Raw genomic sequence first — 26,326 nt, 5'->3', positions numbered from 1 at the left:
CCGATATCAAGATACGGTTGTCGCGCGCCTCTTAACCGGATAATAAACCTGATGACATGTATAAACGCACCCATTCAAACGCCTGATGACTTACTGATGGATCAACTCTGTCAAAATTTGGCCGAACAAGGCTGGGGAGTCCTTTTTGATTATTTTTCACCCATCTTGATTGAAGACCTTCGAAACGAGGTGATAAACCATGCCGGTTCAACCGGATTGACACAAGCAGGCGTAGGACGAGGCCTTGACTTTATGGTCGATCCATCGATAAGAAGCGATCAAACCCGCTGGTTATCCGGCGAGACAACGGCACAAAGCCTTTATCTGGAGCAAATGGAACACTTGCGCCAGGGCATCAATCGACAGCTTTTTCTGGGTCTGACCTATTTTGAATGTCATTTTGCGCTGTATGAGCCTGGAACGTTTTATGCCAAACATAAAGATAGCTTTAGGGGCGCAGCTAATCGGGTTCTGAGCACCGTCAGCTATTTGAATCCAGACTGGAAGGACGAGGACGGCGGCCAATTGATTCTCTTTGATCCGGAGTCCGGCGCACCAACAACGCGTATAAAACCCGAAGCCGGCACGCTGGCAGTCTTTCTCAGCGAAGAAATCGAGCACGAAGTTTTGATGTCTCATGCACAACGTTTCAGTATCGCAGGCTGGTTTAGAGTAGACCATCAACTATCCGGCTGATAAAGACACCTTTTGGCCAATTACTACAACTGCTTGATTTTTCGATAATTACGTGGACTAACCGCAGTTTTATTTTCATTTAAGTCGGGCTTGATTATAGAATGTCAGAAAGAAACACAAAGACACAATTAATGATGGAAACCATGCAACTGACGGTGGGTAAAAAATTTGATCACGACATACCTGATGAAGGTATGAGCATCGTTCTGGTTAACGGCGCGCCGTTGCTGACCTTCAATTTTTCAGTTACTAAAAAGCATATTGACTGCTTTTTGAACGGTTCTGCCTCATTTGGCTTATTTAACGAAAACGATACCTTGTTTTTTTTGTTCAAAATCGATAAGTTTCTGGACTGGTCGGATCTTGCCTTTACCATTCATTTGGCAGGCGATGAGAAAGTGGAAGACAATGAAGGCTATCTGCCATTTCATTTGGTGTTAGTGGAGTCGAAAACCAGCATCATCAAAGGCTTGAGGGTGGTTACCGTATCACCGGCTTTCAGGGCTTTGCTGAGCCGGATTACCCGGCAACAGGCCAATGAAAAATTCGATACGATCACCTATTACAAAAAAATAGGCGCAGCCTACAAGGCCTACCCGTCTGCGAGCGATATGCTAAAAAAAGCGTTGATCATCGAAAAAGGCGGCGTGACCTTACCCAAATGAAGTTTCCCAGTTTTTATAGGGTTGCCGAGGCTGGTTAGAGAACTCAGTTTGTAGTAATCATTGCCGTCGTTCCGGCAGCCCATGCAGAATGGCAGTCCGTTTTTGAAATTATTGGGAAACTTCAGCACTGAAATAATCAATAATGCTCTTCAATATACCCATAAGCCTTATTAAAAAGCTCCTTGTCCTTACCCAGTCCAAATTGCGCCAAAGTCAATAACAACGCTTTCTGAATTTCACGTGGGCCGCTATTGGATTTTTGCCAACCGTCAAAACGAGTCGCTTTAACGATCTTGTCTATCTGTTCCACGATGTCCTGAATCACTTTGGGTGTGCTATCGGGTCTGGTTTCCAGAAAGAGTTTAGTTAATGCCTGAATGTTGTCTTCTTCAGTGACTACTTTTTCATCCAGCTCACGTTCCAGATGTACTGCTTGCTTTGCAGCATCCAGCAGGCCTTTCAGCCAGTCTATGGCTTTGATAACCCCCGCTTCATAATCTTGACGTAGTTTTTCCAGACGTTCGCCCAGTGCAACAAACTTGGGATTTTCATGACCTCGCAAACGCCCCATCAGGTTAATTTCCAACTGCCTTGCGCGCTTTTCTTGTTCCTTTTCAGTCAAGGTAAAAACCGCATGTTCATCCATCATCAGTTCATCAATATCATCACGAATACGGGTTATATCGGTATTCTCGTGAATCATCTTGATCACTTCAGGCCCTAATGCCGCCCACACCAAAGCACCTGTTTGACCAATGGGTCGCACGGATTCATAGATCTGCGCCAGCCACGTAAAGTCTTGTCGATACGGCGCTAAAAACGGATCAGGACTAATCGCGGTCCACAGCTTATTTAACACACCAAACGCAGCCGCAAACGCATCACGTTTTTCATTGGTCGGTAAACATACTTGCGCGGCCATAATGCCGTCAAACCCGTCCACCGTGCGATCAATGTTGGGAAAGAATGCCAAGCACTTGTCCAGTTGCAGCGGAAACAGTTCTTTAAACGCCTCTATACCTTCAATCACTCCTTCTATTTCTTCCGGGTTATAGGCTAAAGCAGAACGTAAATTCTCAAACACACCGAGATAGTCAATGATCAACCCCATTTCCTTTCGGATGCCATCAATCTCAAACAGACGATTGGTGCGGCACATCGCTTGAAGCAAGGTATGGTCTCGAAGGGGTTTATCCAGATACATGCAATAACAAATCGGTGGATCAAAACCGGTTAATAATTTCGCGGTGACGATAAGTAGCTGTAACGCATGGCTTGGGTCTTTGTACTCTTCAATCAGGTCTTTTTGTTTTTGCTCGTCGCCATCAAAGTGTTGCCAGCGTTCAAAATCAGCTTCCTGAATCGGCAGTTCCAATTCTTGTTTCCAGCGCAACCAATCTTTATTCTGTTTGCCTTTCTTATCGCCTTCAGTGGCTTTTATCGGCGCTTGGTCAATATTCATAACCACCTCAACTGCATCAAAACCCAGACGATTGCCCAACAAGTAATACATTTGCATACAGGCTTCGCGGTCGTAGACCACCACCATGCCCTTCATCTTTTTGGGTTTAACGTGGCTGGCAAAATGCTCGGCAATATCCGCGCTGATGGCCTCCATGCGCTTGGGTGCTTTCAGTAAAATCGCAAGCTTACCTGCGCGTTTGGAAAGTGCCGCTTTTTCATCGTCATCCAGATTGTTTTCTGCAACCATTCGTTGAAATTCTTCGTCAATCGCTGTTTGATCAACACGCAATTCAGCCAAGCGCGGTTCAAACTTAACCGGATTGGTCGCGCCATCCCGAATCGACTGCTTATAGCTGTAGCGATTCATGTAACGGCCTTCATCTTCATCCGCACCGAACAGCTTGAAGGTATTGCGTTCCAGACTGGAAATCGGCGTACCGGTTAAACCGTAGAAATGCGCATTCGGCAACGCCCAGCGCATTTTGTCGCCTAACGAGCCTTCCTGCGTGCGATGCGCCTCATCCACTAACACGATGATGTTGTCGCGTGGATTCAGGCCGTTATGATCGTTGGCGTCAATTTCAACGTCTTTAAACTTAAAGATTGTGGTGATCAAAATGCCGCGACTATCTTGCTCAATCAGTTGCCCCAGCTTTTTACAACTGCGCACTTTGATCAGATTCTTTACATCCGCACCGCCAAAGGTTTCATTGATTTGCGTATCCAAATCGCGACGATCAACCACCACTAACACCGTCGGATTTTTTAGTTCGTTATCAGCACGTAACATACGCGCTGCATACAGCATCAATAGCGATTTACCCGAACCTTGAAAATGCCAGATCAGTCCTTTACGCGGATAACCGGCTTTAACCCGATCAACAATCTGTTTGGCCGCTTCAAATTGCGGATAGCGCGGTAAGATTTTTGCGCGTTTGGGTGGTGTGTTTTTGCCGGTTTTAATCGTCGAAAACAGCGCAAAAGAATGCAGCAGTTGCAACAGCGTTTGCGGATTCAACAAACCTTCGGCACTGTCCAGCACTGCCGCCAAGGTTAACGGAATCTCATCGCGTTGACTGGTTGTATGCCACGGCCCCCAGTCCTTAACACCCGCATTGACGGCACCATACGCAAAGGTTTTACCTTCACTGGCAAAGCACAATAAATTCGGCACAAAGAACGGTTCTACATTTTTCCAGTAGTGTTTTTGACCGCCCATAAAATCCGCTGCGCCATCCTGCCAACTGATGGAGGGCCGGGTAGCCGATTTCACTTCACCCACCACTAACGGAATGCCATTCACATACAGCACAATATCAAAATAGACCTCAGTGGCGGCAATATAATGAACCTGCTGCGACACCACAAAATGGTTGTTTTCAATCTGGTTAAAGTCAATCAGGTTGATGGTGACATGATCGCCATCTTGACCAAACGGCAAAGTCTTTTCCGCCATCAGCCATTCGTTAAAGTTTTCGTTGGCTTTAACCAGGCCGGTATGTTTGGCTTCTAAAATGACACCGCGCAGCTTATAAATTACTTCATCGGCATAATCGGGATTGGCGGCAATATCAGGATTTAACGAACACAATGCCGTCTTTAGCCATTCATCAACGAATATATCGTTGACCTGTTTAGGCAGAGCATCACCGTGACAGTAATTCCACTTTACACCGCTTAATTGTTTTAAGCGGTCAATAATTCCATTTTCGGTTACGGTTTGTTCTGTAAACATTTAATTTTCCAAGATTTGGTCAATATTAGGCAATGATTTCTGGGCAATTAAAATTAGTTCAAGTGTTTTATTAATTTCCTCTAAACAATCTGAAAATTTTATTTGATCAATCGTTGGAGGATAATCTATTACCAAATTTAAAAGCTCCTTTACTTTAACTCCCTGAGCAGTAGTGCCCGTAGTTCTAGTTGATAGCTTATGTTTAAATAATTTAGTTTGAAGCAGCCAAAAAAGAGTTTTCGATGATACCTTTTCTAAAACAGGGCGTAAGCAAACAGTCCTTTGCCCCAAAGCAAATTTATACGCTGGAGCAAAAGCTATATTTCCTAGCGGGGCTTCTGTTGTGAATAAAATATCACCTGGCATTGGCATGCCTCTGTTCATCCATAATAAGTATTTACTTTCAGGAATGTACTCTTTTGGTTCTTCGTTTATATATCCATGTCTAATATTTTTTGCTGTAATCAGAGGAACTCCCGAATCTGATTTTGGTGGACTTTTACCGCGATAATCAATTACCTCTTCCAATAAATCTCCTAGCTTGTCTGACTTCCACCTACTGTTTTTTCTATAAGATAAAATATTATTTATTGCTCTAAGGCCCGACTCAATAGCACTTTCATATTCAACATATAAATTGTGTCTTGTTTTGAATATGCGAACATAATTTTCCTGGTACTCTAAGTTCGGAATTAAGAAATTTTGTATGGCCAATATTTTCCATTTAATAGTTGGTGATAGAGAACCTTCTGAAATTGAAATGGCACGATTCATAAATACATCTGACTGCATATAAAACGGCAGAAACTCAGGTAACACTGTTTTTGGATTGGCTTCTAAAACCATAGCATGAGCAGAACAAATACAATCCCAATCTGCCACACCTAATTTACGTTGATACGCTCGGCGTTTACCAAAAATGATTTGGCCCTTTTTGACTAATAGTTTTTGCCCTGCAACATCGCTAGGTACGCCGTGCCGTTTTATCCGTAAGCTATCCGGGTCTAAGTGCTCAAGCCCAACATAGATATTTAAATCGGTTTCACTGGGTTCCACACGCTTGGAAATATGTTTTGCCATATCCCCAAACTTAACCATGCGCCAACCTTCCGGTAGCTGTTTGTCATTACTCATTCAAGTCCCTTTGTAAATATCGCCTCTATTACCGGCTTTTACTATAAAAATAAGCAATTTATCCGCTTCTAACTGATAAATTAAGCGATATTGACCTACACGCAAACGATATAAACCTTCATACCCTTGCATGATCTTTATATCCAGCTGCTGATTTGGAAAAGGGTTGTCTTTTAACAACTCTAATTTATCGGATATATCCTGACGCTGTTTTTCATTAAGCTTTTCAAGAAACTTGGTAACACTTTTATGCAGCAGCAAACGATAACTCATTTAACCGTTTCCCACTCATCAAACTCGCTGTAATCGCCTTGCGCAATTTGGGTTAAACATTTTTGGACATGGTGATGCTCTTCTTTTGTTAACTCATCATCGTCTAATATATGACAGCGCTGTTCAGGTAATAATTTAATAAAATCCAGAATAGTTTGATAACTATCATCTTCAACTTCTAACAGAATGGTTTTCATCGTTAATCCTCTTTATTGTCTCTGGAGTGTAACGCTTCACGATCAAACAGTTCAGTTTTAATACGGCCTAGATATTTTAGCAGCGCAGCCAGTGCTTTTGCTTTACGGTTTTGTTGATCTTCATCGTTAATTCTTTCAAAATCGACATCAGAACCCACATTAGGCATCTTGCTCAAAGCTACGGTAAAGTTTTCGTTATCCCGTTTATCTAAAACAACCAATCCAAATGCTTGAGACCCTTTAGGCGCCAAATTTTCTTCGGGGCTGTTGATTAAACCCTCTTGAGATAATTCATCATTCATAACCCAACTCCGCCAAACTTTTGAATAACGCCTCAGTCTGCTTTTTTAACTTCACCCGGCTGATTTTCCAGACTTCAATGGCGTGTTCGATGTCTTGCGCTTCGTGACCGCTATCGTTTTGCACATAAAGCGGAATAGACAGGTTGTGCTGATTCGCGCGAATATCCTCTATTGCCACCAATGCCGCGATAGTGGGCTGTTTGTCTGGCTGAAAGTACGCTTCGGTCAGTACGCTTAAATTTTCATCCGATAAACGACTATGCGCTCGTTCACGAGTGACGTGTTCCACACCGTTGATAAACAGGATTTTGTTTTGGCGGTCTGCGGGTTTATAACGACGCAGAACCACGATGCACGATTCCATCGGTGAGTTGTAAAACAAGTTGGGTCCTAGACCAATCACTGCTTCAATCCAATCCGCTTCAATGATTTGCTTACGAATTGCTTGCTCGGAATCTCTAAACAATACGCCATGCGGCCACAACATGGCAGCACGACCGGTTTTGGGATTTAAACTTTTGATGATGTGCGTATAAAACGCATAATCCGCGCAGCCTTGCGGCGGCACACCATACAGATTGCGACCATAAGGATCAGCGGCAAACTTATCGCGGTTCCATTTTTTGATGGAGTAAGGTGGATTGGCAAAAATGACATCAAACTGCTTGAGCTGATCGTTTTCAATAAACTTGGGTTCACTGAGCGTATCGCCACGCAGTACTTCAAATTCTTCAATGTCGTGCAAGAACATATTCATACGTGAAATCGCTGAGGTCAGTAAATTGACCTCTTGCCCATACAGCTTAACACTACGCCATTCCTTGTTTTGATTACGCAGTTCCATGACGCCGTTCAACAACATGCCGCCGGTGCCGCAAGTGGGATCATAGGCGGTTTCGCCAGGCTGCAAACCCATAATGCGCGTCATCAAATGCACGACGGTGCGATTAGTGTAAAACTCTGCGGCAGTGTGGCCGGAATCGTCTGCAAATTTTTTAATCAGAAACTCATACGCTTCGCCCAGATCGTCTTGATTGACGGTGTTGATGCCAAGAGGAATTTTGCTGAAATGCTGAATCAGATCAGCTAACAGGTGATCCGGCAGGCGCTCTTTGTTAGTCCATTGCGCATCACCAAATACACCATGCAAACGTTCGTTGCTGGACTCAATTAAGCGCAAAGCGGTTTGTATGGCTTCACCGATATTTTTGGTGGTATTGCGCACCACTTGCCAACGCGCTTCGATTGGAATGTTAAAGCGGTGAAACATCGGCATAGCGGCGTATTCCGCATCGCCCTCGTGAATTTGCAGTGCCTCGTTGTATTCTTCCAAATAGACATCCGACAGCCGCTTATAAAATAGCAGTGGAAAAATGTACTGTTTGTAGTCGGACGCATCTATTTGGCCGCGTAAATATTCTGCCGCGCCCCAAAGGAGGTCTTCTAGTTTCTTTTTGTTTAAGGTGTTCATGATTGTTTAAATTCCATCCTTATATATCATGGCTACCCTCTGAATAATGATCCTGCTGATAATTGCTATAGGCGATACGGGCTTTTTCTAACACGGCCTCTGTAAATGCGGAGCAAAGTGTGGCGGTGATATGCTCTTGTTCAAACAAATTGAATTTGGCACCTTCGGTTATATGGTTGGACAGTTGATTGAGTAAGTCATCTTTTTCAGACCGTGTGGCAAAGCACTCGCTCCAAATAAAAACTTGACTATCAAATGACAACGATTGAATGAAGTCGGCAACAGTTCGCTCTACATTCCGAGTTAACCTGCCAGCGCCAACAGCTAAGTCTGCGCCAATTTCAACCATTTTATCTGGATAAATGCCGCTATACAGATAGCCGTGGGTCTTTATATCCTCTGTAACAGCGACTACCAGGTTAGAAAATCTACTGGGATTTTTTATCATATTTCAAAGCCTTCTTTGATCAACAGGTCTTCCAGCTCTTGCTCAGCCTGCTCTAAGGCAGCCAGTTTATTTTTAAAATCCAACAAGGCTTGTTCCACGGTTATAGTTTCTTCTTCTAACGGTTTTTGTACGTAACGTGCAATGTTTAAGTTAAAGTCGTTTTCTTCAATTTCGGATAGATTGATCCAACGCGCGACACCTTCAATTTCCTTTGCATTCTGCGGTCCAGCTTGTTCCTGGCTTTGGTAGATTTGATAAATCTCGTCCGCTTGCGCAACCGATAAAGTGTTTTGCGCACGACCTTTGGTAAAGATTTCTTCAGCGTTAATGATCAGTACATGACTTTGATGGTCAAACGGACGTTGTTTTCTGAGTACCAGAATGCAAGCGGGAATACCGGTGCCGTAAAACAAATTCGTTGCAACGCCAATAACGGCCTCAATACGATTTTGTTCCAGCAGTTGTTTACGGATACGGCCTTCAGCGCCGCCACGGAATAACACGCCATGCGGGAGAACTACGGCCATGCGTCCGTTATCGTTTAACGAGGTAAACATGTGTTGTACCCAAGCAAAGTCGCCATTGGTTTGCGGGGGTAAACCAAATTGTTTACGTCCATAAGGATCGTTTTGCCAAAGTTCGTAGCCCCATTCGCTTAAGCTAAAGGGCGGATTGGCAATTACATTGTCAAAGGTTTCTAAATGATCGCCTTTGATGAATTTGGGATGACGCAGGGTATCACCACGCACAATGTCAAAATCTTCCATGCCATGTAGAAACAAATTCATACGCGCAATGGCTTCGGTGGTGAGATTTTTTTCTTGGCCTTTGATTTTTAACAAGCGAGGATCGCCGCCCTGTTCTTTGACGTGATGGATGGTTTCCAGCAACATGCCACCTGTACCGCAAGCAGGATCGTAAACGCTTTCACCGGCTTTGGGGTCAAGAATATTAACCATTAAACGCACGATGGTGCGCGGGGTATAAAACTCACCGGCCTTTTTATTGGCTTTATCGGCAAAGCGTTTGATGAGGTATTCGTAAGCACGACCCATGTCATCATCGCGAACACTGGATACGCCGAGATTCACTTTGTTGAAATGATTCAGCAGCGTGCCTAGCAATTCATCGGACAACCGTTCTTTATTGGTCCAACCCGCGTCGCCAAAAATACCGTGCAAGCGTTCATTAGCGAGTTCTATACCGCGAAATGCTTCTTTAAGCGCCTGACCAACATCTTTGGTTTTATTAAAAACCTGTTGCCAATGGCATTGTTCCGGAATTTGAATGCGGTGAAACATGTCGCCTTTAGCCAGCTCCGCATCACCGATTTGTGCTAACGCGTCTGCAAATTCTTCATCGTACACGTCGCAAATACGTTTGAAGAACAAGATAGGGAAGATGTAGGTTTTATAGTCTGAGGCGTCAATAGGGCCGGTAAGAATATGCGCGGCATGCCAAAGGTGGGCTTCCAAGTCCTTTAGGGTGATCAATGTCATTGCTATCCTATTAAATTTTCAAATACTTAACTGATTATAAAGATAATTCAGCTCTAACTTTTTTTCCCTAGTCGACCGCATCATTTCGGCAGAGCCTGCCCCGGTCAGGGAATGCCGGGGGATTGCCGAAATCCGGACCACATGGATAGCTCGAAGCTACCATCCATGGCACTGGATGCCCGTTTCCCGACGGGCATGACGGGCGCTTAGGGATTTAGCTGAAACATCTTGCTAATCAGGAAAAGTTTTGTATAAGAGGAAAGTTTAATCTAACGGCACATCCTCCACCATTAATACAATCGAACAAATTTTCAGAATGAACAGAGTAACAGGAAAAAAGCATCGCTTAGCCGTTATTGCTGAAGAAGACAGATATTATCAGTTATAGGGAAACATCCAGTTGATGAGCTTTTAACCCCCAACTGAACAGACTGGCAAAACGTTTGTTACCTTGGCGAATTCGAGGCAACATCATGGTTATCCAATAATACAAAAGGTTGAAGCCTATTTCGGGATGATCCCGCAAAAAAACCTTAAGCTTTGCCGCATCGATCACTGCGAGTTCACAAGGTGTAATTGTTTTAACCGACGCACTGTGCGGTTCGTCATCAAAAAAACAGGAATGCGCAAATTCTTCCCCGTCAAATAATTCGCAAAGCCCCGAAAGCATATTCCTGGATTCTGAAATCTGGACCTGAGTACACACTGAAACCTTGCCGCTCAGAATTGCGTAAATTTCATGACCGGCCTCGCCTTCCAAAATCACTAACTCCTCGGCTTCAAATGTCTTTTTGTACCAATTTTCCCCTTCATAAAATCCAGGATGATTCAGTAACGATTTTAGTGAATGGTAATGATGTGCAGCAGTCATAAATTTAGACTCAATCAAAAAATGTGAAATATGTGGGACAGTTAACATTATCAGTATAATTTTTAAATCAACACGCCGCAAATGCCTGTTAAATTCAAAGGGAAACACCATTACAGGTTTGCCAATAGCAAGAAACGGGCGTTACAATGACCCGGCCCTTATAAGGCAGATCCCGATGGGCCGTAACATGCGAGTATTCCGGCTCCGGAGACACAGAGACTGAAGTTCATCAAAGACAAAAACAATAAACTTCAGCCGCATCAAAGCAAAATAAAGTTACGCAACTTTTTGGAGAATCCTATGAAAAAATCAGTTTTTCTTGCCACCTTGACCTTAACCGCTTCCGCCGCTGTATTTTCAGGCGCAGTAAGTGCAAATGAAGTTTTTGACAAAAACTGCGCGTCTTGCCATAAAGGCGGGGGCAATATTATGAACCCTGCAAAAACCTTGATGAAAGACAGCCTTGATAAAAACGGCGTTGCAACAGTAGATGCAGTAAAAGCGATTGTTACTAACGGCAAAGCACCGATGCCCGCTTTTAAAGCCTCGCTGGATGAAAAACAAATTGAAAGCGTATCCGCTTATGTCATTGAGCAAGCTGGAAAAGGCTGGAAATAATTTCCTCATCATCAATGCTTATTACAGTTTAAAACTGAAGACGATTGAGTTTTCAAGCCAGAAACTGTCATCAGTGTGAATCAGACTATCCACGGCAGAATGCTTGCCGTGGATAGCAACCTGCACAAAATCATCAGTCATTTACCCCGTTCTTAAATGCCGAATCCAAATTCCGAGTATGCCAGATCTGACTCCGAGAGCGTCCTGGAACGCTGGGGAGTCAAATATTTTCATCGTCTCTCCGGAAAACTGAACAAACAACGAGAAAATAAGGCTCTGGATGCCAGCCTTTTTGACGATAGCATTCGTCACTTTTTATCCGTACTGATTACTGACTATGCCGCAATCATTGCCTTTTGTATCGGTGCGGCCACTACCATTCCCACAGTACTGGTGGAATGGTTTTATTTTGATTCGCTGGACTTTTACGCGTACATTTTCTTGCAGATTGGCGTTGCCTTGCTTTCGTTAATCATTGAATTGACCTTACTGTTCTGGCTGGGCTTGAAAACCGTTCACAGTATCGCCTGCTTAAGCCATTCCCAACCCTCTGAAAGCGATCCTTTGTTACCCGGAAACGATACTGTCGCCAACTTGCTGGCTCGCGCCGCATTGGAATTGCCGGATCCGGTTATCCGCTATTTGGGAATCGATCCTTTAAAATATGTTTCCAAACCCAAATTACTGATTATTGGTCTTCTTTATAAAGCCAAAGTGATTCTGACCAGCGTCGCAGTCAAATTTTTGTTAACGCGTATGGGCGGAAAATTAGGCTTGAGAAGCAGTTTCAGCTGGATAGCAATACCGATTACCGGCATCTGGGACGCCATCGTTATCTACAAAGTCGTTCGCGAAGCGCGGCTTAGAATCTTCGGGCACAGCCTGGTGCAATATATCAGTCAGGAAGTATTGACCCAGCAGGTTATGGATAAACTTTCAACCCAGGCCCAGGAAGGCGCCATCCGTGCCATTGCGACGATGATGGTGATGACGCAAAATCACCATCCGAACATGTTGATGCTGATCTATCGATTTAACAGTTGCTTTAACCTGGATCAGCAAGGTGATTACGATGACTGGCCTCTTTTTTTAGCGTTGCTGGGGCAAATGCCGGATGAAGAACGTTTTTTTCTTTTGGACCTGCTCTGCCTCGCGGCCGCATTTGATGGCCATCTGTCCAAAATGGAAAAGCAAGAACTACCCAAAGCGTTTGGCGACTACACAGCCATTTACATGAAACGCATCGAGTATTTAAAAAACCATTTGCTGAATGGCGAGCTAGTTGCAGCTCAATCCCTGTGCCAGTTAAATTTCAGGCCCGATATCCAATAAATCAGGCTCTGGGTGCGCTTGATCCGTTTCACATTTAATCAGCCGCAGCAAAATTGTCCGTCTCAAATAAAAAAAATTAATGTGCGACTGAACTCTTAAAACGAAGCACTGTCTTTCGTTTTGGAGATAGTAAAGGAATGCCCGGTCAATGCTGTACGGTACTTTTTGTGCAGTTGTTGATCGGGCTTTTCTGTATAAGAGCAGCTAACCCACCCTAAAAGCCATGCTTTTAACGTGGAATCGTCGCCTTTTTCAAGCGATCATTGATGGCTCGCCAGTCCTCATTCTCGGGAGGCTGCTCAACGACAATGATGTCTAGATTCAAATGATCCAATTGCCGTAAGGCCGCATAAAACATCTGCGCATAAGGCTCAGCTTTCAACGGCGCCTGAATGACATGCAGATTTTCTATTTCTGCAAACATTGACTGGTATAGCAAAACCCCCACTGATTTGCCTTCCGACGTTAATTCGTAAAGCATCTCATCCAAACGCGCTGAATTACACCGTATTGCAGTGGTTAACGGCGCATAGTGAACGGCCAAAAGACCGGGCGCTCGCAAGCCGGGTTTATTCATATCAGGAAACGACACTTCCGTCTGAAGAGCTGTCTCCAACTCCTCCAGACTGATATGGCCGGGCCTGATCAAAATCGGCCGTTTGCCGCTGAGATCGATGATTGTCGATTCAACACCCACCTGACAGTTGCCGCCATCCAGGATCATATCGACTTCATCGCCCAACTCTTCTTCGACATGATCGGCGCAGGTAGGACTGATGCGGCAAAAACGATTGGCCGATGGCGCCGCGATGCCGCCGCCAAAGAGACGCAGCAGATACAATGCAACCGGATGATTAGGAACCCGCAAGCCTATGGTTGACTGCCCGCCGGTAACTACCGACGGCACGTAAGCTTGTTTTTTTAAAATTATCGCCAAAGGTCCGGGCCAGAACTCCTGTGCCAATTTAAAAGCGGCATCAGGGATATCGATGGCCCAGTCATTTAATTGATGACTGTAAGCAAGATGAACAATCAGAGGATGATCGGCAGGACGTCCTTTGGCGCTAAAAATCCGCTTTACCGCCTCAGCATTACTAGCATCTGCGCCCAAGCCGTAGACTGTCTCGGTGGGAAATGCAACCAAGCCGCCCTGCTTTAATAATTCAGCCGCCCGCTCAATGGCGACCGAACTGGCTCTGATCGGTCTCATTAATTTGCGAAGTTGGATTCAGAAGGGTTGCCTGGCACACCGCTTATGATCAAGCGCTTCATTCAGGCACAATTTCTATCAGCACTTCATTCGGATTGGCCGGCTCACCCTTAACCACATGAACGGCTTTGACGATACCGGCAATCGGCGAGGTAATTTCGGTTTCCATTTTCATCGCTTCGGTTACCAGCACCGCTTGTCCTGCATCCACTTTTTGCCCGTGTTTAACCAGTACTTCAAGAATGTTACAAGGCATGCTGACCACCACATCACCCGGTTCACTGGGACGGCGGCGTTTGCTGGAAATACTGCCTTGAACCGCGCCTTGTGTACCGCCGTCGAGCACTATTTCATCCAGCGTTTCGACGACAATCTCTTCAGGCACGCCATCGACCATAAAATAAAAGTGACGCAGCGTTTGATTCTTAGGCCCCGCTCCGGTCACTTTGATGTGGTAAGCCTCTCCGTGCAATGCCACATTAAATTCGGTAGGCGCGGTTTTTAGGCCATTTTCAACCGGCGCTTCAAGTTCCAAAGGCTCTGCGACCAAATGATCAGTGGAACGTAATTCCAGAAATTGTTTGCCGATTTCAGGGAACATCGCATAACTCAAGACGTCCTCATCATTTTTGGCCAGATGAGCAATTTCCTGACGCAGATGTTCGAATTCAGGCTTGAGCAAATCGGCCGGACGGCATTCAATCAAGTCTTCTTTACCAATCGCCTTATGTTGTAATTCCTTGTTCACAGGTGCAGGAGCTTTGCCGTATCCGCCTTGCAAATAACGTTTTACTTCGTTGGAAATCGTGTCATAGCGCTTACCCGTCAGAATATTCAGTACCGCCTGAGTTCCGACGATTTGTGAAGTCGGCGTTACCAAAGGCGGGTAACCCAGGTCTTCACGTACTTTGGGAATTTCTCTGTACACTTCTTCGATGCGATCCAACGCATTACGCTCTTTCAACTGGTTGGCCAGATTCGAAATCATGCCGCCCGGCACCTGAAAAACATGAACCCGCGTATCCACGCCGGTAAATTCACTTTCAAAACGGCGGTATTTTTTTCTGACATTGGCAAAATAGGCATTTGCCGCTTCCAGTTTATCCAAATCCAGACCGGTATCATAAGGCGTGCCGCGCAGCGCGGTCACCAAACTCTCTGTAGGCGGATGGCTGGTGCCGCCGGACCATGAGGACAAAGCCGTATCGACATGCTCGCATCCTGCTTCAATGGCTTTAAGCTGGCACATTTCTGCCAAACCGGATGTCGCATGCGTATGTAAATGCAGCGGTAAATCCAGTGCGTCTTTAAGTGCTTTGACCAAGTCGCTAGCGGCAAAAGGTGTCAGCAGTCCGGCCATGTCCTTAATCGCAATCGAATCGCAACCCAAATCCGCCAACGCTTTGCCCAAAGTCACAAAACTTTTGACATCATGGACCGGGCTGGTGGTGTAACAAATGGTTCCCTGCGCATGCTTGCCGGTCGCTTTGGTCACTTCAATAGCGGTTTGGAGATTTCTGACATCATTCAACGCATCAAAAATACGGAATACGTCCATCCCGTTAGCTGCTGCTCGCTCAATGAACGCTTTAACAACATCATCGGAGTAATGACGATAACCCAGCAAATTTTGTCCGCGCAATAACATCTGCAAGCGGGTTTTAGGCAAAGCGGCTCTAAGCTTGCTTAGCCGTTCCCAAGGATCTTCTTTCAGAAAACGCAGACAGGCATCAAAAGTCGCCCCGCCCCAGCATTCCAAGGACCAATAGCCGATACTATCGAGCATCTCGCATGCGGGCAGCATGTCCTCAGTGCGCAGCCGCGTTGCAATCAATGACTGGTGTGCATCGCGAAGTATAACGTCAGTAATGTGTACTTTTTGCATCGGGTATTCCTAGGAAAAACGGATTCAAAGACCGGTATGCGCGGCCATGGCTGCAGCAATTACGCTGGCCAATACTTCAGGTCTGGGTTTTAACGAATAATTGACCAGTTCGGGATGACTTTCGACAAAGCTGGTATTGAAGCGGCCGGATCGAAACTCAGGGTGGCTCAAAATTTTCAAATAATAAGGGATCGTCGTTTTAATGCCGAACAAACCCATATCTTTGAGCGCTCTTTCCCCACGCTTGATGGCATCTTCCCAGGTATGCGCATTCACAATCACTTTAGCCAGCATGGAGTCATAAAATGGCGGGACTTCATAGCCGGTATAAATAGCTGTATCGGTACGCACACCCGGACCGCCCGGCGCGTAATAACGGGAAATATGTCCGAAACTGGGTAAAAAACTGTTTTTCGGGTCTTCGGCATTGACGCGAAACTGAATGGCGTAGCCCCTGCGTTTGATTTCCTCTTGCTTGAAACGCAAGGGTAAGCCGGCAGCAACCCGGATTTGTTCTTCGACAATATCCACGCCAGTAATGGTTTCAGTAATGGTATGCTCAACCTGAACGCGGGTATTCATTTCCATAAAGTAAAAACGGTCTTTGTCATCCAGCAAGAACTCTACTGTCCCCGCATTGGTATAACCCACCGCTTTGGCCGCCAACACGGCAAGCCCCCCGATATACTGGCGCTGAGCTTCATCGAGCTGGGGCGAGGGGGCTATTTCGATCAACTTTTGATTGCGGCGCTGAATGGAACAATCGCGTTCGTAAAGATGAATGGTATTGCCGTGATGATCGGCCAGCACCTGCACTTCAATATGCCTTGGATTGACGACACATTTTTCCAAAAATACGTCGGCACTTCCAAAAGCTTTGGTCGCCTCGGAAATAACCCTGTCGTAGTTTTGCAGCAATTCCTGCTGACTATCGCAGCGGCGAATGCCCCTGCCGCCCCCGCCGGACGTTGCTTTCAACATGATCGGATAACCGATTTGTTCCGCTATGGACAGTGCTTCTTCGACATTGGCAACATTGCCTTCTGAACCGGGCGTCACCGGAATACCGGCTTTAATCATTGCTTTACGGGCTTCGGTTTTATCGCCCATGCGATGAATGACATCGGGCTCCGGACCTATAAAAACCAGCCCACGGTCTTTGCAGATTTTAGCAAAAAGTGCATTTTCAGACAAAAATCCATAACCCGGATGAATGGCATCGCAGCCGGTTGCAGCAGCGAGGTTGACTAAGGCGTGAGGGTTAAGATAACCCGCAAGAGGTTCACTTCCTATGCAGTAGGATTCATCCGCCTTTTTGACATGCAGTGCAAAACGGTCCGCCTCTGAATAGATTGCTACCGAGCGAATGCCCATTTCTGCACAGGCCCTGATAATTCTGACAGCAATTTCGCCGCGATTGGCGATAAGAATTTTGCGTAACATAACAGCTGGAGACCCCGTAATGATATTAATTTGGTATCTGCTCACACCCTTCCATTTTATTGGGTGTAGACGCTTGATTTCAAAGGGCGCATAAATACATCCCTGAAGCTCTCTGCAACATCCCCGTTGCACAATCCTGTTCAATCAAGCACCTAAATCCTCTATTCCAGGTGAGCGAGTAGTTACTTAATTTGTAATGTTTCAGAGTAGGTTGGGTTAGCTCGGAGAGCCTAACCCAACTACCCGGTGCATCTTCTTCGTTTTGTTGTTTCGCTGGACAGTTACTTGATTTTAAGCATAAGCCAGTTAGCAACTTAAATACATTTAATTATTTTAACGGAATAGTTAAATAAAACTAAACGATAAAAGCCATGATAACGCCGTTAACCTATTCCTCGAAAAACCGATTTTAGCTCTCCAAATGCACTAAATGACCTAGAATATCAGACCGTTACAGAAATACACTATTCCCCTTGACTGTAAAAGTGCACGATCATAACCAGGTACTTTCATTTTCCAGGATAATATATACATCGTTAGGGTCGTTAGGTTATGGTTCTGCAACGAGCTATCGCCTTGAATACTTTCGTGGTTTTAACTTTTCCGTGGATAAACTTATTGTTAATGTACCGTACCAGTAACTACTCGCCCGCTTTGAATTAAGGATGTAGGTGCTTGATTTCAAAGGACGCGTAAACACGTCCCTGTAGCTCTCTGTAACATCCCTGTTGCAGAAGCCTTTTCAATCAACCACCTACACCCAATAAAATTGGAAGGGGGTGAGCAGAGACCCGTACTATTTATTTCTTCGAACAATTTTCAAATAGCTCTTAAGCGTTAAGCTATCGATACAGTTGTTCCACTTCATCCAGCATTATCTGTCCATTAGCAACAATAAATTTGATGAAGGCCTCGGCAACCGGTGAAAGTTGCTTGCCTACGCGGTAAACGACATACCAGGACCGCACATCAGGATAGCCCTGTACATCCAACTGCTTTAAAAAGCCCGTTTTCAATTCCAGCCACACGCAGTGGCGAGAGAGTATGGAAATACCCAAACCCGCCAGAACGCCTTGTTTAATCGCCTCACTGCTTCCCAACTCCATTGCCACTTTCATCGCCGCATTGTGGGAACTGAAATACTGCTCAACCGCCATTCGGGTTCCTGAACCGCTTTCCCTGATTAAAAAAGGCTGCTGCGCAAGTTGTTCAAAGGATATATTTTTGACATTCACCAACGGGTGATCCGGTGAAGCAATAACAATCAGAGGATTATCCAGAAAATCTACGGCCTTTATATCAAAGGCATCGGGCACATGCGCCATGATCACCAAATCATCTGCATTATTTTCCAGCCGCTCCAGTATTCGGGTGCGATTGGCAACCATCATGTTGAATTCTACATTAGGATAAACCCTTTGAAAGGCACCAAACAAATGCGGCGTAAAATATTTAGCACTGGTCACGATGGCGATACTCAACTTTCCCGCCATACCGCCACGCAGTTGCGTGAATCGCATATCCAGATGATTCAGTTCGTCAAAAATGCGGTGACAGACTTGCTGAAGTTCCAAGCCCGGCGACGTCAGGTATTTTTTCTTGCCGATCTGCTCAAATAGACTGACGCCCAGGGATTCTTCCAGAATTTTAAGTTGAATACTCAAGGCTGGCGGACTCAAATTCAACGCCTCGGCTGCTGCTTTAAAACTGGGCATTCTTGCTGCCGCATCGAAGAGTTGTAATTGATGTAACGTAATCCGCATCGGCATTATTTAGAAAAGTGATTTGACAGTCATTCTATGCCATAACGTTTGCGTTTTCGCCAAAATGTAACGCGACTCATACCCAGCATGCCGGCCGCAGCCTCAACTGACCCTGAAGACCGTTTAAGTGCCTCGCGGATAAAGTCCTCTTCATTTTTCGCCGTAAGGACAGGTGTCTGCAGTATCGGTTCCGGTTTGGCCGCTTCCCTGAATTCGGGGGGTAACTCACTCAATCTCAGACAAGCTCCCCGTCCAACGGCAAAGGCGTATTCTATAATATTATGTAATTCCCTGATATTACCCGGCCAGTGATAATCCAGCAAAACCCGCATCGCTTGCGGATCAATTTTTTCTATTTTTCTAAAATTCTGGGCGTTGTGTAATCGGATGAAATGCCAAAGTAAAAGAGGAATATCTTCTCTTCGTTCACGTAAAGAAGGCAAAAAAATAGGTACAACCCGCAAGCGGTACATTAAATCTTCACGAAATTGCCCTGATTTCACCTCTTCACGGAGCGAACGATGGGTGGCCGCAACCAGACGCACATCCACATCCAGTAATCGGTCTCCGCCAACCGGATAGTAATTTCGTTCCTGAATGACCCGTAATAATTTGGCTTGAAGTTCCAATGGCAGTTCAGCCACTTCGTCCAAAAAAAGCGTGCCGCCTTTGGCTCTTTGAAATAACCCCGGATGATCTTTGATGGCACCGGTAAAAGCACCCCGAACATGCCCGAATAATTCGCTTTCCAGCAAGTTTGCAGACAATGCCGCGCAATTGATGGCCAAAAAAGGTGCCTGCCTGCGCATACTGAGATCATGAATTGCCCGGGCAACCAGTTCCTTGCCGGAACCGCTTTCCCCTCTGACCAGAACGGTGGCTTCTGTTTGGGCCGCGTTCTGTATAATTTGAAATACCGCTTCCATTGCAGGCGACCGACTGATAATGCCATGAAAGTTTTGAGTGGGTTCAACAGGCTTGATGGCGGGCTGTTTGTCAGATTCAAGATCACGGTCAACGGCGACCCATGCAACAGCGCCGGCCAGTTCGCCATCAGGTCCAAACAGCCCCCGCTCTCTTACTGTCAGTTGCATGACTTTTCCGGCGTTAGATTGAAATTCGATCGACCGGATTAAAACATCATTCGGATAATCACGCGGACAAGCGATCGGCGATGGCTGCCCTAAAAGCTCAGTTTGCATGAAGCCGGTGATATCCTCAAGAGCCGGATTCCAGAACAGGACGCGGCCAGCTTCATCTACGGCATAAAAAGGCAGATCGTTGAATAATTGAAACAATCGCGCCAGAAGTTCGGCATCATTGAATTGCTCCATCCAGGTTAAAAAGGACTCATTCATTTACATGGGATCATTATGAATTATGCAACCGGTAAAGTTAAAAGCCAGCAATTCCCAGTGAGATGATAAAAAAGGGATGGCGCAAGCTTTGCGGGGATGCCGGCAGCAGGGATGCCGCCGCTCCCGTTGGATGGGTCTACGGCGATCCTCGCAAGGCCTACGCCAACCCTCAAAGCCACCTTAAAAGTTTAAACTGGGTATTTGCTGGTTAAAAGCCCCATTTAACGCGTGACATTACATTAAATCACTTTTGAAAATGCCGCATTCTTTTTAGCCAGATACCGGTCAAAAATCATACAGATATTGCGGATCAATAACCGCCCTGCCGGCAAGACCTTGATGCCGGATGATGAAACAACCAGCAGTCCGTCTGCCTGCATGTTTTCCAATTCGCGCAATTCTTTTGCAAAATAGTCATCAAATACAAGGGCAAACTGTTGTTCAATAGCGCCGAAATGTAATTCAAAATGGCAAATTAATTGGGTGATGACTTCGCGGCGGATTTTGTCATCCTGAGTTAACACCACGCCTTTAAATACCGGCAAATAATCCCGGCTTAAGGCCTGCGCATAGGTTTCCAGTTCTTTGGCATTCTGGATATAGGCATCCCCCACCCGTCCAATCGAGGTAATCCCCAAACCGATCAAATCGCAATCTGAATGGGTGGAATAGCCTTGAAAATTCCGATAAAGCTTGCCTTCGCGCTGAGCAACCGCCAACTCGTCATCCGGTTTGGCAAAATGATCCATGCCGATATAGACATATCCGGCCTCTGTCAGCCGTTGAATCACCGTTTGCAAAATAGCCAGCTTGACTTCAGCCGAAGGCAAATCGGCTTCATAGATCTGCCGCTGGGTTTTAAAACGCTGCGGCAAGTGCGCATAATTGAACACCGAGAAACGATCCGGCTCGACCGCCAAAATTTTATCCAGCGTGACCGAAAAACTTTGTACCGTCTGCAAAGGCAGCCCATAGATCAAGTCAATACTGGCCGATCTGAAACCTTCCTTGCGGGCAGCCGCCAAAACAGCAAACGTTTCCTGCTCGGATTGGATCCGGTTGACCGCTTTTTGCACATTAACGTCAAAATCCTGCAATCCCAAACTGATACGGTTAAACCCTAGCCGCCTGAGTTCAGCTATTGTGCTGTCGTTGGTTTCTCTGGGATCGACTTCTATTGAATACTGACCTTCATCATCGGATCTAAAATGAAAATGCTCACGCAGTGCGTTCATTAATGCCTGCATTTGAGCATTGTTTAAAAACGTCGGCGTACCTCCGCCCCAATGCAACTGATCGACGATCCGCTTACGGTCAAAAAGAGCGCCTTGCAAGGCAATTTCTTTTATCAAGTTTTGCAGATAAGGCTCGGAATGTTGCCGGTTGTTAGTAATAATTTTGTTGCAGGCGCAATAAAAGCAGACAGTATCGCAAAATGGGATGTGAACATACAAAGACAGCGGTCCGCCCCTGGCGTTGGAAAGTTCAATTTGGCGCACATAGTCTTGCTCTTCAAACCCGTCATGCAGTTCCAGCGCGGTTGGATAAGAGGTGTAACGGGGTCCAGCTGTATCGTAACGATTGATTAAATCGCTGTCGAAAGTCAGATTTTGATTCATTTGCCTGTATTATTTTTTGGGCTACACGTTGCTTGAGGCTAAGTTACTTTTTCACTATAACTTAAGAGCTGAATTCTAATTCAACCCGAGGTCAAAATGGTATAACAGGCCTGAGCATGCTCTGCCGCCGCCCGTCCCAGATCGGTCAAATAGCCGCCATCATGCCGCGTGACCAAGCCTTTATGAAACATACGCTCTACCGCATCAATCACCGAAGCATCCGCTGACTTATGGATCTTGATACCTTCTAAAGTCGTAGTCAGGTTATAGTGCAATAAAATGTTCAGCTCATCTACTAGTTCTTGTTTAAGCATAAAATCCCCTTATCTTGGTTAAAAGTGTTAACCGCACACGCTGCCATGAGTGGTAGCGAAACGCTAATAATACTTAGTTTTGCCGGGAAACGCTGAATAAATCTAACGTGAAAAAAGACTGATTCGCCTCAAACTAGACTGAACAAGGAAAAAAATTAACAACTGTTCAATTTTTGATTAACCAAAAACCATTGATAAACCATGTGTTTATTAAAATTTATGCTCATTATGCAATTCGTTAGAAAAAATTAAATTGCTTTCCTAAAATCAGCGTCTTATCATAGCCTTGTTTATTTCAACGCTGCGTTTGAGCGGCATATTAAAAAAGTAAGAGAGTGTTATGGCAAATCAAGTTACAGGTACCGTCAAATGGTTCAATGATGAAAAAGGTTTTGGATTTATTGAACAGGAAGGTGGTAAAGACGTTTTCGTTCACCACAGTGCAATTAACGGTTCTGGCCGTAAAACCTTGCATGAAGGCCAAAAAGTTACTATGGAAGTAACTCAAGGTCAAAAAGGCCCTCAAGCGGAAAACGTAACACCCGCTTAAAAAATAATCCAATTAAACTGCCCAATTAATTTTGGGCAGTTTTTTAATTAAAGCTTCAAAAATCGTTCTTGTTTACCGATGTCTGCTGACAAAGTGAAAATTCAAGTTCGAGGTCTAACGTATTCCTGCAAAAAAAATCACACGCTTCAAACATTACAGTCAGCTTTTATCAAACTGCCTATTCGTGTCGAAAGCTTTGACCTGAAAAATCTTTCTATTCAGGAAAAACACCGATAGCGCTATTTTTTCAATCCGCCAACAAAGCTTGGATTGCCTCCCTAAGTATGAATATCTGCAGCTTGCGATCAGGCAGCCTGATTTCTCATTACACGATAGTCCAATTAAATCTGCTCTGATCATCTTATTCGCGTTTATCAACTTAAATTTATTCTGATAAGATGGAATATTAGCCTCAAGAAGGTTTAAATCATTAACTCAAGGCGAATTACCTAAAGAATATGGCTCAATACATTTATTCCATGAACCGGGTCGGCAAAATTGTCCCGCCCAAAAAATATATTCTCAAAGATATCTCCCTGTCATTCTTTCCAGGCGCCAAAATAGGCGTGTTAGGCTTGAACGGCTCCGGAAAATCGACGCTGCTCCGTATCATGGCCGGCATTGACAAGGAAATTGAAGGCGAGGCAATACCATTAAAAGGCATCAATATCGGCTATCTGCCGCAAGAACCTCAACTTGATCCCACCAAAACCGTCAGAGGCAATGTCGAAGAAGCCGTCGCCGATATCAAAGCAATACTGACCCGTTTTGACGAAGTGAGCAATGCCTTTGCTGATCCGGACGCTGATTTTGACGCCTTACTGACCGAGCAAGCCGCGCTACAAGATAAAATCGAAGCGGCAGGCGCCTGGGAATTGGACAGAAAACTCGAAATTGCCGCCGATGCATTACGCTTGCCTGACTGGGACGCCGATGTCACCACGCTATCGGGTGGTGAAAAAAGGCGTGTAGCCTTGTGCCGCCTGTTGCTCTCAAATCCTGACATGCTGCTGCTTGATGAACCGACCAACCATCTGGACGCTGAATCGGTCGCGTGGCTGGAAAGGTTTTTACACGATTATCCCGGTACTGTCGTTGCAGTAACCCATGATCGTTATTTCCTGGATAATGTTGCGGGCTGGATTCTGGAACTCGATAGAGGTTCCGGTATACCGTGGGAAGGCAACTATTCAAGCTGGCTGGAACAAAAAGGCAAGCGACTGGAACTCGAAGAAAAACAAGAATCATCCCGCCAAAAAGCCATGAAAATGGAACTGGAATGGGTACGTTCAAATCCCAAAGGGCGTCATGCAAAAAGTAAAGCGCGCTTAGCCCGTTTCGATGAACTGGCATCTCAAGAAGTCCAAAAACGCAACGAAACTCAGGAGATCTACATTCCACCCGGACCTCGTCTAGGTGATATTGTCATAGATGCCGAAAATGTCAGCAAAGGTTTTGGCGATCGCCTCTTGTTCAATAATTTAAGCTTTAAGCTACCGCCCGGCGGCATTGTCGGCATCATCGGCCCTAACGGCGCCGGTAAAACCACATTATTCAGAATGATGGCCGGCCTTGAAAAGCCGGATGAAGGCACGCTGACGCTGGGACAAACCGTCCAGCTGGCTTATGTTGATCAGTTGCGTGACAACATGGATGCCGGTAAAACAGTCTTTGAAGAAATTACCGACGGATTGGACATGATTACCGTGGGTAAATATGAAACACCGTCGCGTGCCTATGTCGGACGCTTTAACTTCAAGGGCGCGGATCAGCAAAAAAGAATAGGCGATCTTTCAGGCGGCGAACGCAACCGCGTACATCTCGCGAAACTACTGAAAAGCGGCGGAAACGTTTTATTACTTGATGAGCCGACAAACGACCTTGATGTTGAAACTCTGCGCGCACTGGAAGACGCCTTGCTGGCTTTCCCCGGTTGTGCCGTGGTTATTTCGCATGATCGCTGGTTCCTGGATAGAATCGCTACGCATATGCTGGCTTTTGAAGGCGACAGCCAAGTCGTATGGTTCGAAGGTAATTATCAGGATTACGAAGCAGATCGCCACCGCCGATTAGGCAGTGATGCGGACAACCCGCACCGCTTGAAATATAAAAAACTGACCCAGTAAATGAGCCCCCCCTATCTGATCTAAACCTATTTTGGTTCAAGAAGGTGCGGGGGGTGTTTGGCGAGGATGTCGGCAGCAGGAAAGCTGCAGTCAAGCCTTCATGGACGGATTCACGGCGGACCTCTAAAGGCACATCCCGTCCCTTTATCAAAGTCGAAGATTTTTCAATATGAAAGGAATAAGTTAGACTCCGGTTATAGAAAATCAGAACAGAGGCCTGATATACCTTTCGCACTTCAAATTCCGGCAGTGTCTAAGGAGGCAACGGGTTGTTCGGCAAAGGCTTTGCCAGCATGGATGCTGGCATAGAGCCTACATGGATGTATTTACGGCGTCCTTTGACGGGCACCCCGGTGCCGAATTTCGATCTACGATGGGTACAAACAACTACCCACGCCTGGTCAACCGGGCAAAATGCACTCATGTTGCTTTATAAATTCGGCAATTTGGTTTCTGGCAAGCAATTTAACGGGTAAACACAAATCCTGAACAGTTAAGCCGCTTTGCTCTAGCGATTCCGTTTCCGCATAAAAAGCATTAACATCGTAAACTTCCAGTGCTTCGAAAATTGAGGCAGTCGCTTTCAATCCCAGTGCATCAGGACGCTGATTTTTTTTAATTTGAAATACGCCGTCATCAATAAACAGCAAAGACACAGCCTGATCAAAAGCTGCTGCGATCATGATCTGATCAAGCGCTTCCTGAACAGACACCCCACTCGCTGATTTGCTGATAATAAATAGAAACTTTTTCATCCGGCTCACGGGAAAACGATCAGTCGATCCGCTAATAAAGAAGCCTCGATCATTTGCCCCAGACCCGAAATTCGAAAACCTTCTGCAAGATCATTATCCAATTTTCCCTGTCTTTGGGCTTCATCCGGGTGTAATAAGCCCCGGCGTTGAGCCGCCGAAACACAAATGACCAAATCAATAGAGTGCGCCTGTGACAAAGCCGACCATAAACGCGAGAAATTCAGCTCATCGTCCGGCGGCGTGGAATAACGGTAACCGTGATAGATACCTTCCCGATAAAAAAATATCCTGATGACCTGATGACCCGCCTTTATCAGCTCACAAGCGAAACGATAAGCATAGTAACCGCTTTGTCCGGCAGTAGGACTGCTGTCGATCTGAAGAGTGAATTTCATTTTTTAAGGCCTGTTATGAGACACAAATTGCTAGACGGTCTTTCAAAAGATTATAATCGGCCACGATTTAAAACAAAATGCTGACCTGCCTTTTTCTCCCCTACTCGCTTGCTCGAACTCTGAATAATATCGCTGTTGTAGTAAGATTCATCATTCAAACTCACAGTTTGACTACCCCATAAAGGGAGCTTTCCGAGTGGCAA

The 26,326-nt window shown here is 45.5% G+C and carries 24 protein-coding genes; 6 read left to right on the top strand and 18 right to left on the bottom strand.

All coding sequences use genetic code 11. From position 1 onward, the window contains the following. Window positions 1-51 precede the first annotated feature (51 nt). Entirely contained in the window at window positions 52-696 is a 645-nt protein-coding gene (locus tag GO003_RS12710) for a 2OG-Fe(II) oxygenase (protein ID WP_159656403.1), read from the top strand. Between the two features lie 101 nt (window positions 697-797). Continuing rightward, window positions 798-1,361 (top strand): hypothetical protein, encoded by a 564-nt coding sequence (locus GO003_RS12705; RefSeq protein ID WP_231088973.1) that lies wholly within the window; start codon window positions 798-800, stop codon window positions 1,359-1,361. A 136-nt stretch (window positions 1,362-1,497) separates the two neighbouring features. Here GO003_RS12705 and GO003_RS12700 read toward each other — a convergent pair whose 3' ends face one another. The 9 genes from GO003_RS12700 to GO003_RS12660 all read right to left on the bottom strand — a co-directional run bounded on the left by GO003_RS12700 (window position 1,498) and on the right by GO003_RS12660 (window position 10,755). Continuing rightward, complete coding sequence (locus GO003_RS12700) at window positions 1,498-4,560, bottom strand: type I restriction endonuclease subunit R (RefSeq protein ID WP_159656405.1); 3,063 nt, start codon at window positions 4,558-4,560, stop codon at window positions 1,498-1,500. Further along, window positions 4,561-5,694, bottom strand: a complete 1,134-nt coding sequence (locus GO003_RS12695) for a restriction endonuclease subunit S (RefSeq protein ID WP_159656407.1) — start codon at window positions 5,692-5,694, stop codon at window positions 4,561-4,563. Next, window positions 5,695-5,967 carry a type II toxin-antitoxin system RelE family toxin gene (locus GO003_RS12690; protein WP_159656409.1) on the bottom strand — a complete coding sequence of 91 codons (273 nt, stop codon included), beginning with the start codon at window positions 5,965-5,967 and terminating at the stop codon, window positions 5,695-5,697. Continuing rightward, on the bottom strand, window positions 5,964-6,164 hold the full coding sequence (locus GO003_RS12685) for a hypothetical protein (protein WP_159656411.1): 201 nt from the start codon (window positions 6,162-6,164) through the stop codon (window positions 5,964-5,966). Before GO003_RS12685 ends, GO003_RS12690 begins: the two co-directional genes overlap by 4 nt. A gap of 2 nt (window positions 6,165-6,166) precedes the next feature. Continuing rightward, the gene (locus GO003_RS12680) at window positions 6,167-6,466 is read right to left on the bottom strand and encodes a hypothetical protein (RefSeq protein ID WP_159656413.1); all 300 of its coding nucleotides are present in this window, start codon (window positions 6,464-6,466) and stop codon (window positions 6,167-6,169) included. Further along, window positions 6,459-7,937 carry a type I restriction-modification system subunit M gene (locus GO003_RS12675; protein ID WP_159656415.1) on the bottom strand — a complete coding sequence of 493 codons (1,479 nt, stop codon included), beginning with the start codon at window positions 7,935-7,937 and terminating at the stop codon, window positions 6,459-6,461. The genes GO003_RS12680 and GO003_RS12675 overlap by 8 nt, the downstream gene beginning before the upstream one ends. 19 nt (window positions 7,938-7,956) lie before the next feature. Beyond that, window positions 7,957-8,385 (bottom strand): hypothetical protein, encoded by a 429-nt coding sequence (locus GO003_RS12670; protein WP_159656417.1) that lies wholly within the window; start codon window positions 8,383-8,385, stop codon window positions 7,957-7,959. Beyond that, window positions 8,382-9,884, bottom strand: a complete 1,503-nt coding sequence (locus GO003_RS12665) for a type I restriction-modification system subunit M (RefSeq protein WP_159656419.1) — start codon at window positions 9,882-9,884, stop codon at window positions 8,382-8,384. The genes GO003_RS12670 and GO003_RS12665 overlap by 4 nt, the downstream gene beginning before the upstream one ends. A gap of 382 nt (window positions 9,885-10,266) precedes the next feature. Further along, a complete protein-coding gene (locus GO003_RS12660) occupies window positions 10,267-10,755 on the bottom strand; it encodes a cyclic nucleotide-binding domain-containing protein (RefSeq protein ID WP_159656421.1) in 489 nt (162 codons plus the stop codon). A 300-nt stretch (window positions 10,756-11,055) separates the two neighbouring features. On the opposite strand from GO003_RS12660, the gene GO003_RS12655 reads away from it, so the two are divergent. Next, complete coding sequence (locus tag GO003_RS12655) at window positions 11,056-11,373, top strand: c-type cytochrome (protein ID WP_159656423.1); 318 nt, start codon at window positions 11,056-11,058, stop codon at window positions 11,371-11,373. A 156-nt stretch (window positions 11,374-11,529) separates the two neighbouring features. Beyond that, the gene (locus GO003_RS12650) at window positions 11,530-12,705 is read left to right on the top strand and encodes an LBF_2804 family protein (protein ID WP_159656425.1); all 1,176 of its coding nucleotides are present in this window, start codon (window positions 11,530-11,532) and stop codon (window positions 12,703-12,705) included. Window positions 12,706-12,934: 229 nt separating this feature from the next. On the opposite strand, the gene GO003_RS12645 is transcribed toward GO003_RS12650, so the two are convergent. From GO003_RS12645 to GO003_RS12615, 7 genes are all read right to left on the bottom strand, one after another. After that, window positions 12,935-13,915 carry an L-threonylcarbamoyladenylate synthase gene (locus tag GO003_RS12645; protein WP_159656427.1) on the bottom strand — a complete coding sequence of 327 codons (981 nt, stop codon included), beginning with the start codon at window positions 13,913-13,915 and terminating at the stop codon, window positions 12,935-12,937. Between the two features lie 58 nt (window positions 13,916-13,973). After that, window positions 13,974-15,800, bottom strand: coding sequence for a sodium-extruding oxaloacetate decarboxylase subunit alpha (gene oadA, locus GO003_RS12640; protein ID WP_159656429.1), 1,827 nt, complete (start codon window positions 15,798-15,800; stop codon window positions 13,974-13,976). A gap of 24 nt (window positions 15,801-15,824) precedes the next feature. After that, entirely contained in the window at window positions 15,825-17,243 is a 1,419-nt protein-coding gene (locus GO003_RS12635) for an acetyl-CoA carboxylase biotin carboxylase subunit (RefSeq protein ID WP_159656431.1), read from the bottom strand. 842 nt (window positions 17,244-18,085) lie between these two features. Further along, window positions 18,086-19,006, bottom strand: coding sequence for a LysR family transcriptional regulator (locus GO003_RS12630; RefSeq protein ID WP_159656433.1), 921 nt, complete (start codon window positions 19,004-19,006; stop codon window positions 18,086-18,088). A 29-nt stretch (window positions 19,007-19,035) separates the two neighbouring features. Continuing rightward, a complete protein-coding gene (locus GO003_RS12625; RefSeq protein WP_206444673.1) occupies window positions 19,036-20,364 on the bottom strand; it encodes a sigma-54 interaction domain-containing protein in 1,329 nt (442 codons plus the stop codon). Between the two features lie 239 nt (window positions 20,365-20,603). After that, the gene (hemN, locus tag GO003_RS12620) at window positions 20,604-21,983 is read right to left on the bottom strand and encodes an oxygen-independent coproporphyrinogen III oxidase (RefSeq protein ID WP_159656435.1); all 1,380 of its coding nucleotides are present in this window, start codon (window positions 21,981-21,983) and stop codon (window positions 20,604-20,606) included. An 80-nt stretch (window positions 21,984-22,063) separates the two neighbouring features. Continuing rightward, the gene (locus GO003_RS12615; protein ID WP_159656437.1) at window positions 22,064-22,297 is read right to left on the bottom strand and encodes a TIGR02647 family protein; all 234 of its coding nucleotides are present in this window, start codon (window positions 22,295-22,297) and stop codon (window positions 22,064-22,066) included. Between the two features lie 340 nt (window positions 22,298-22,637). Here GO003_RS12615 and GO003_RS12610 point away from each other — a divergent pair, with 340 nt between their 5' ends. Both GO003_RS12610 and ettA read left to right on the top strand, forming a co-directional pair. Further along, window positions 22,638-22,847 (top strand): cold-shock protein, encoded by a 210-nt coding sequence (locus tag GO003_RS12610; RefSeq protein WP_159656439.1) that lies wholly within the window; start codon window positions 22,638-22,640, stop codon window positions 22,845-22,847. A 458-nt stretch (window positions 22,848-23,305) separates the two neighbouring features. Further along, the gene (gene ettA, locus GO003_RS12605; RefSeq protein ID WP_159656441.1) at window positions 23,306-24,973 is read left to right on the top strand and encodes an energy-dependent translational throttle protein EttA; all 1,668 of its coding nucleotides are present in this window, start codon (window positions 23,306-23,308) and stop codon (window positions 24,971-24,973) included. A gap of 401 nt (window positions 24,974-25,374) precedes the next feature. Here ettA and tusC read toward each other — a convergent pair whose 3' ends face one another. Next, window positions 25,375-25,728, bottom strand: a complete 354-nt coding sequence (tusC, locus tag GO003_RS12600) for a sulfurtransferase complex subunit TusC (protein WP_159656443.1) — start codon at window positions 25,726-25,728, stop codon at window positions 25,375-25,377. Between the two features lie 5 nt (window positions 25,729-25,733). Then, entirely contained in the window at window positions 25,734-26,123 is a 390-nt protein-coding gene (tusD, locus tag GO003_RS12595; RefSeq protein ID WP_159656445.1) for a sulfurtransferase complex subunit TusD, read from the bottom strand. Between the last annotated feature and the right edge of the window lie 203 nt (window positions 26,124-26,326).

It is taken from the genome of Methylicorpusculum oleiharenae (assembly GCF_009828925.2).
GTDB lineage: Bacteria > Pseudomonadota > Gammaproteobacteria > Methylococcales > Methylomonadaceae > Methylicorpusculum > Methylicorpusculum oleiharenae.
This window is presented reverse-complemented; position numbering and strand designations above follow the sequence as displayed.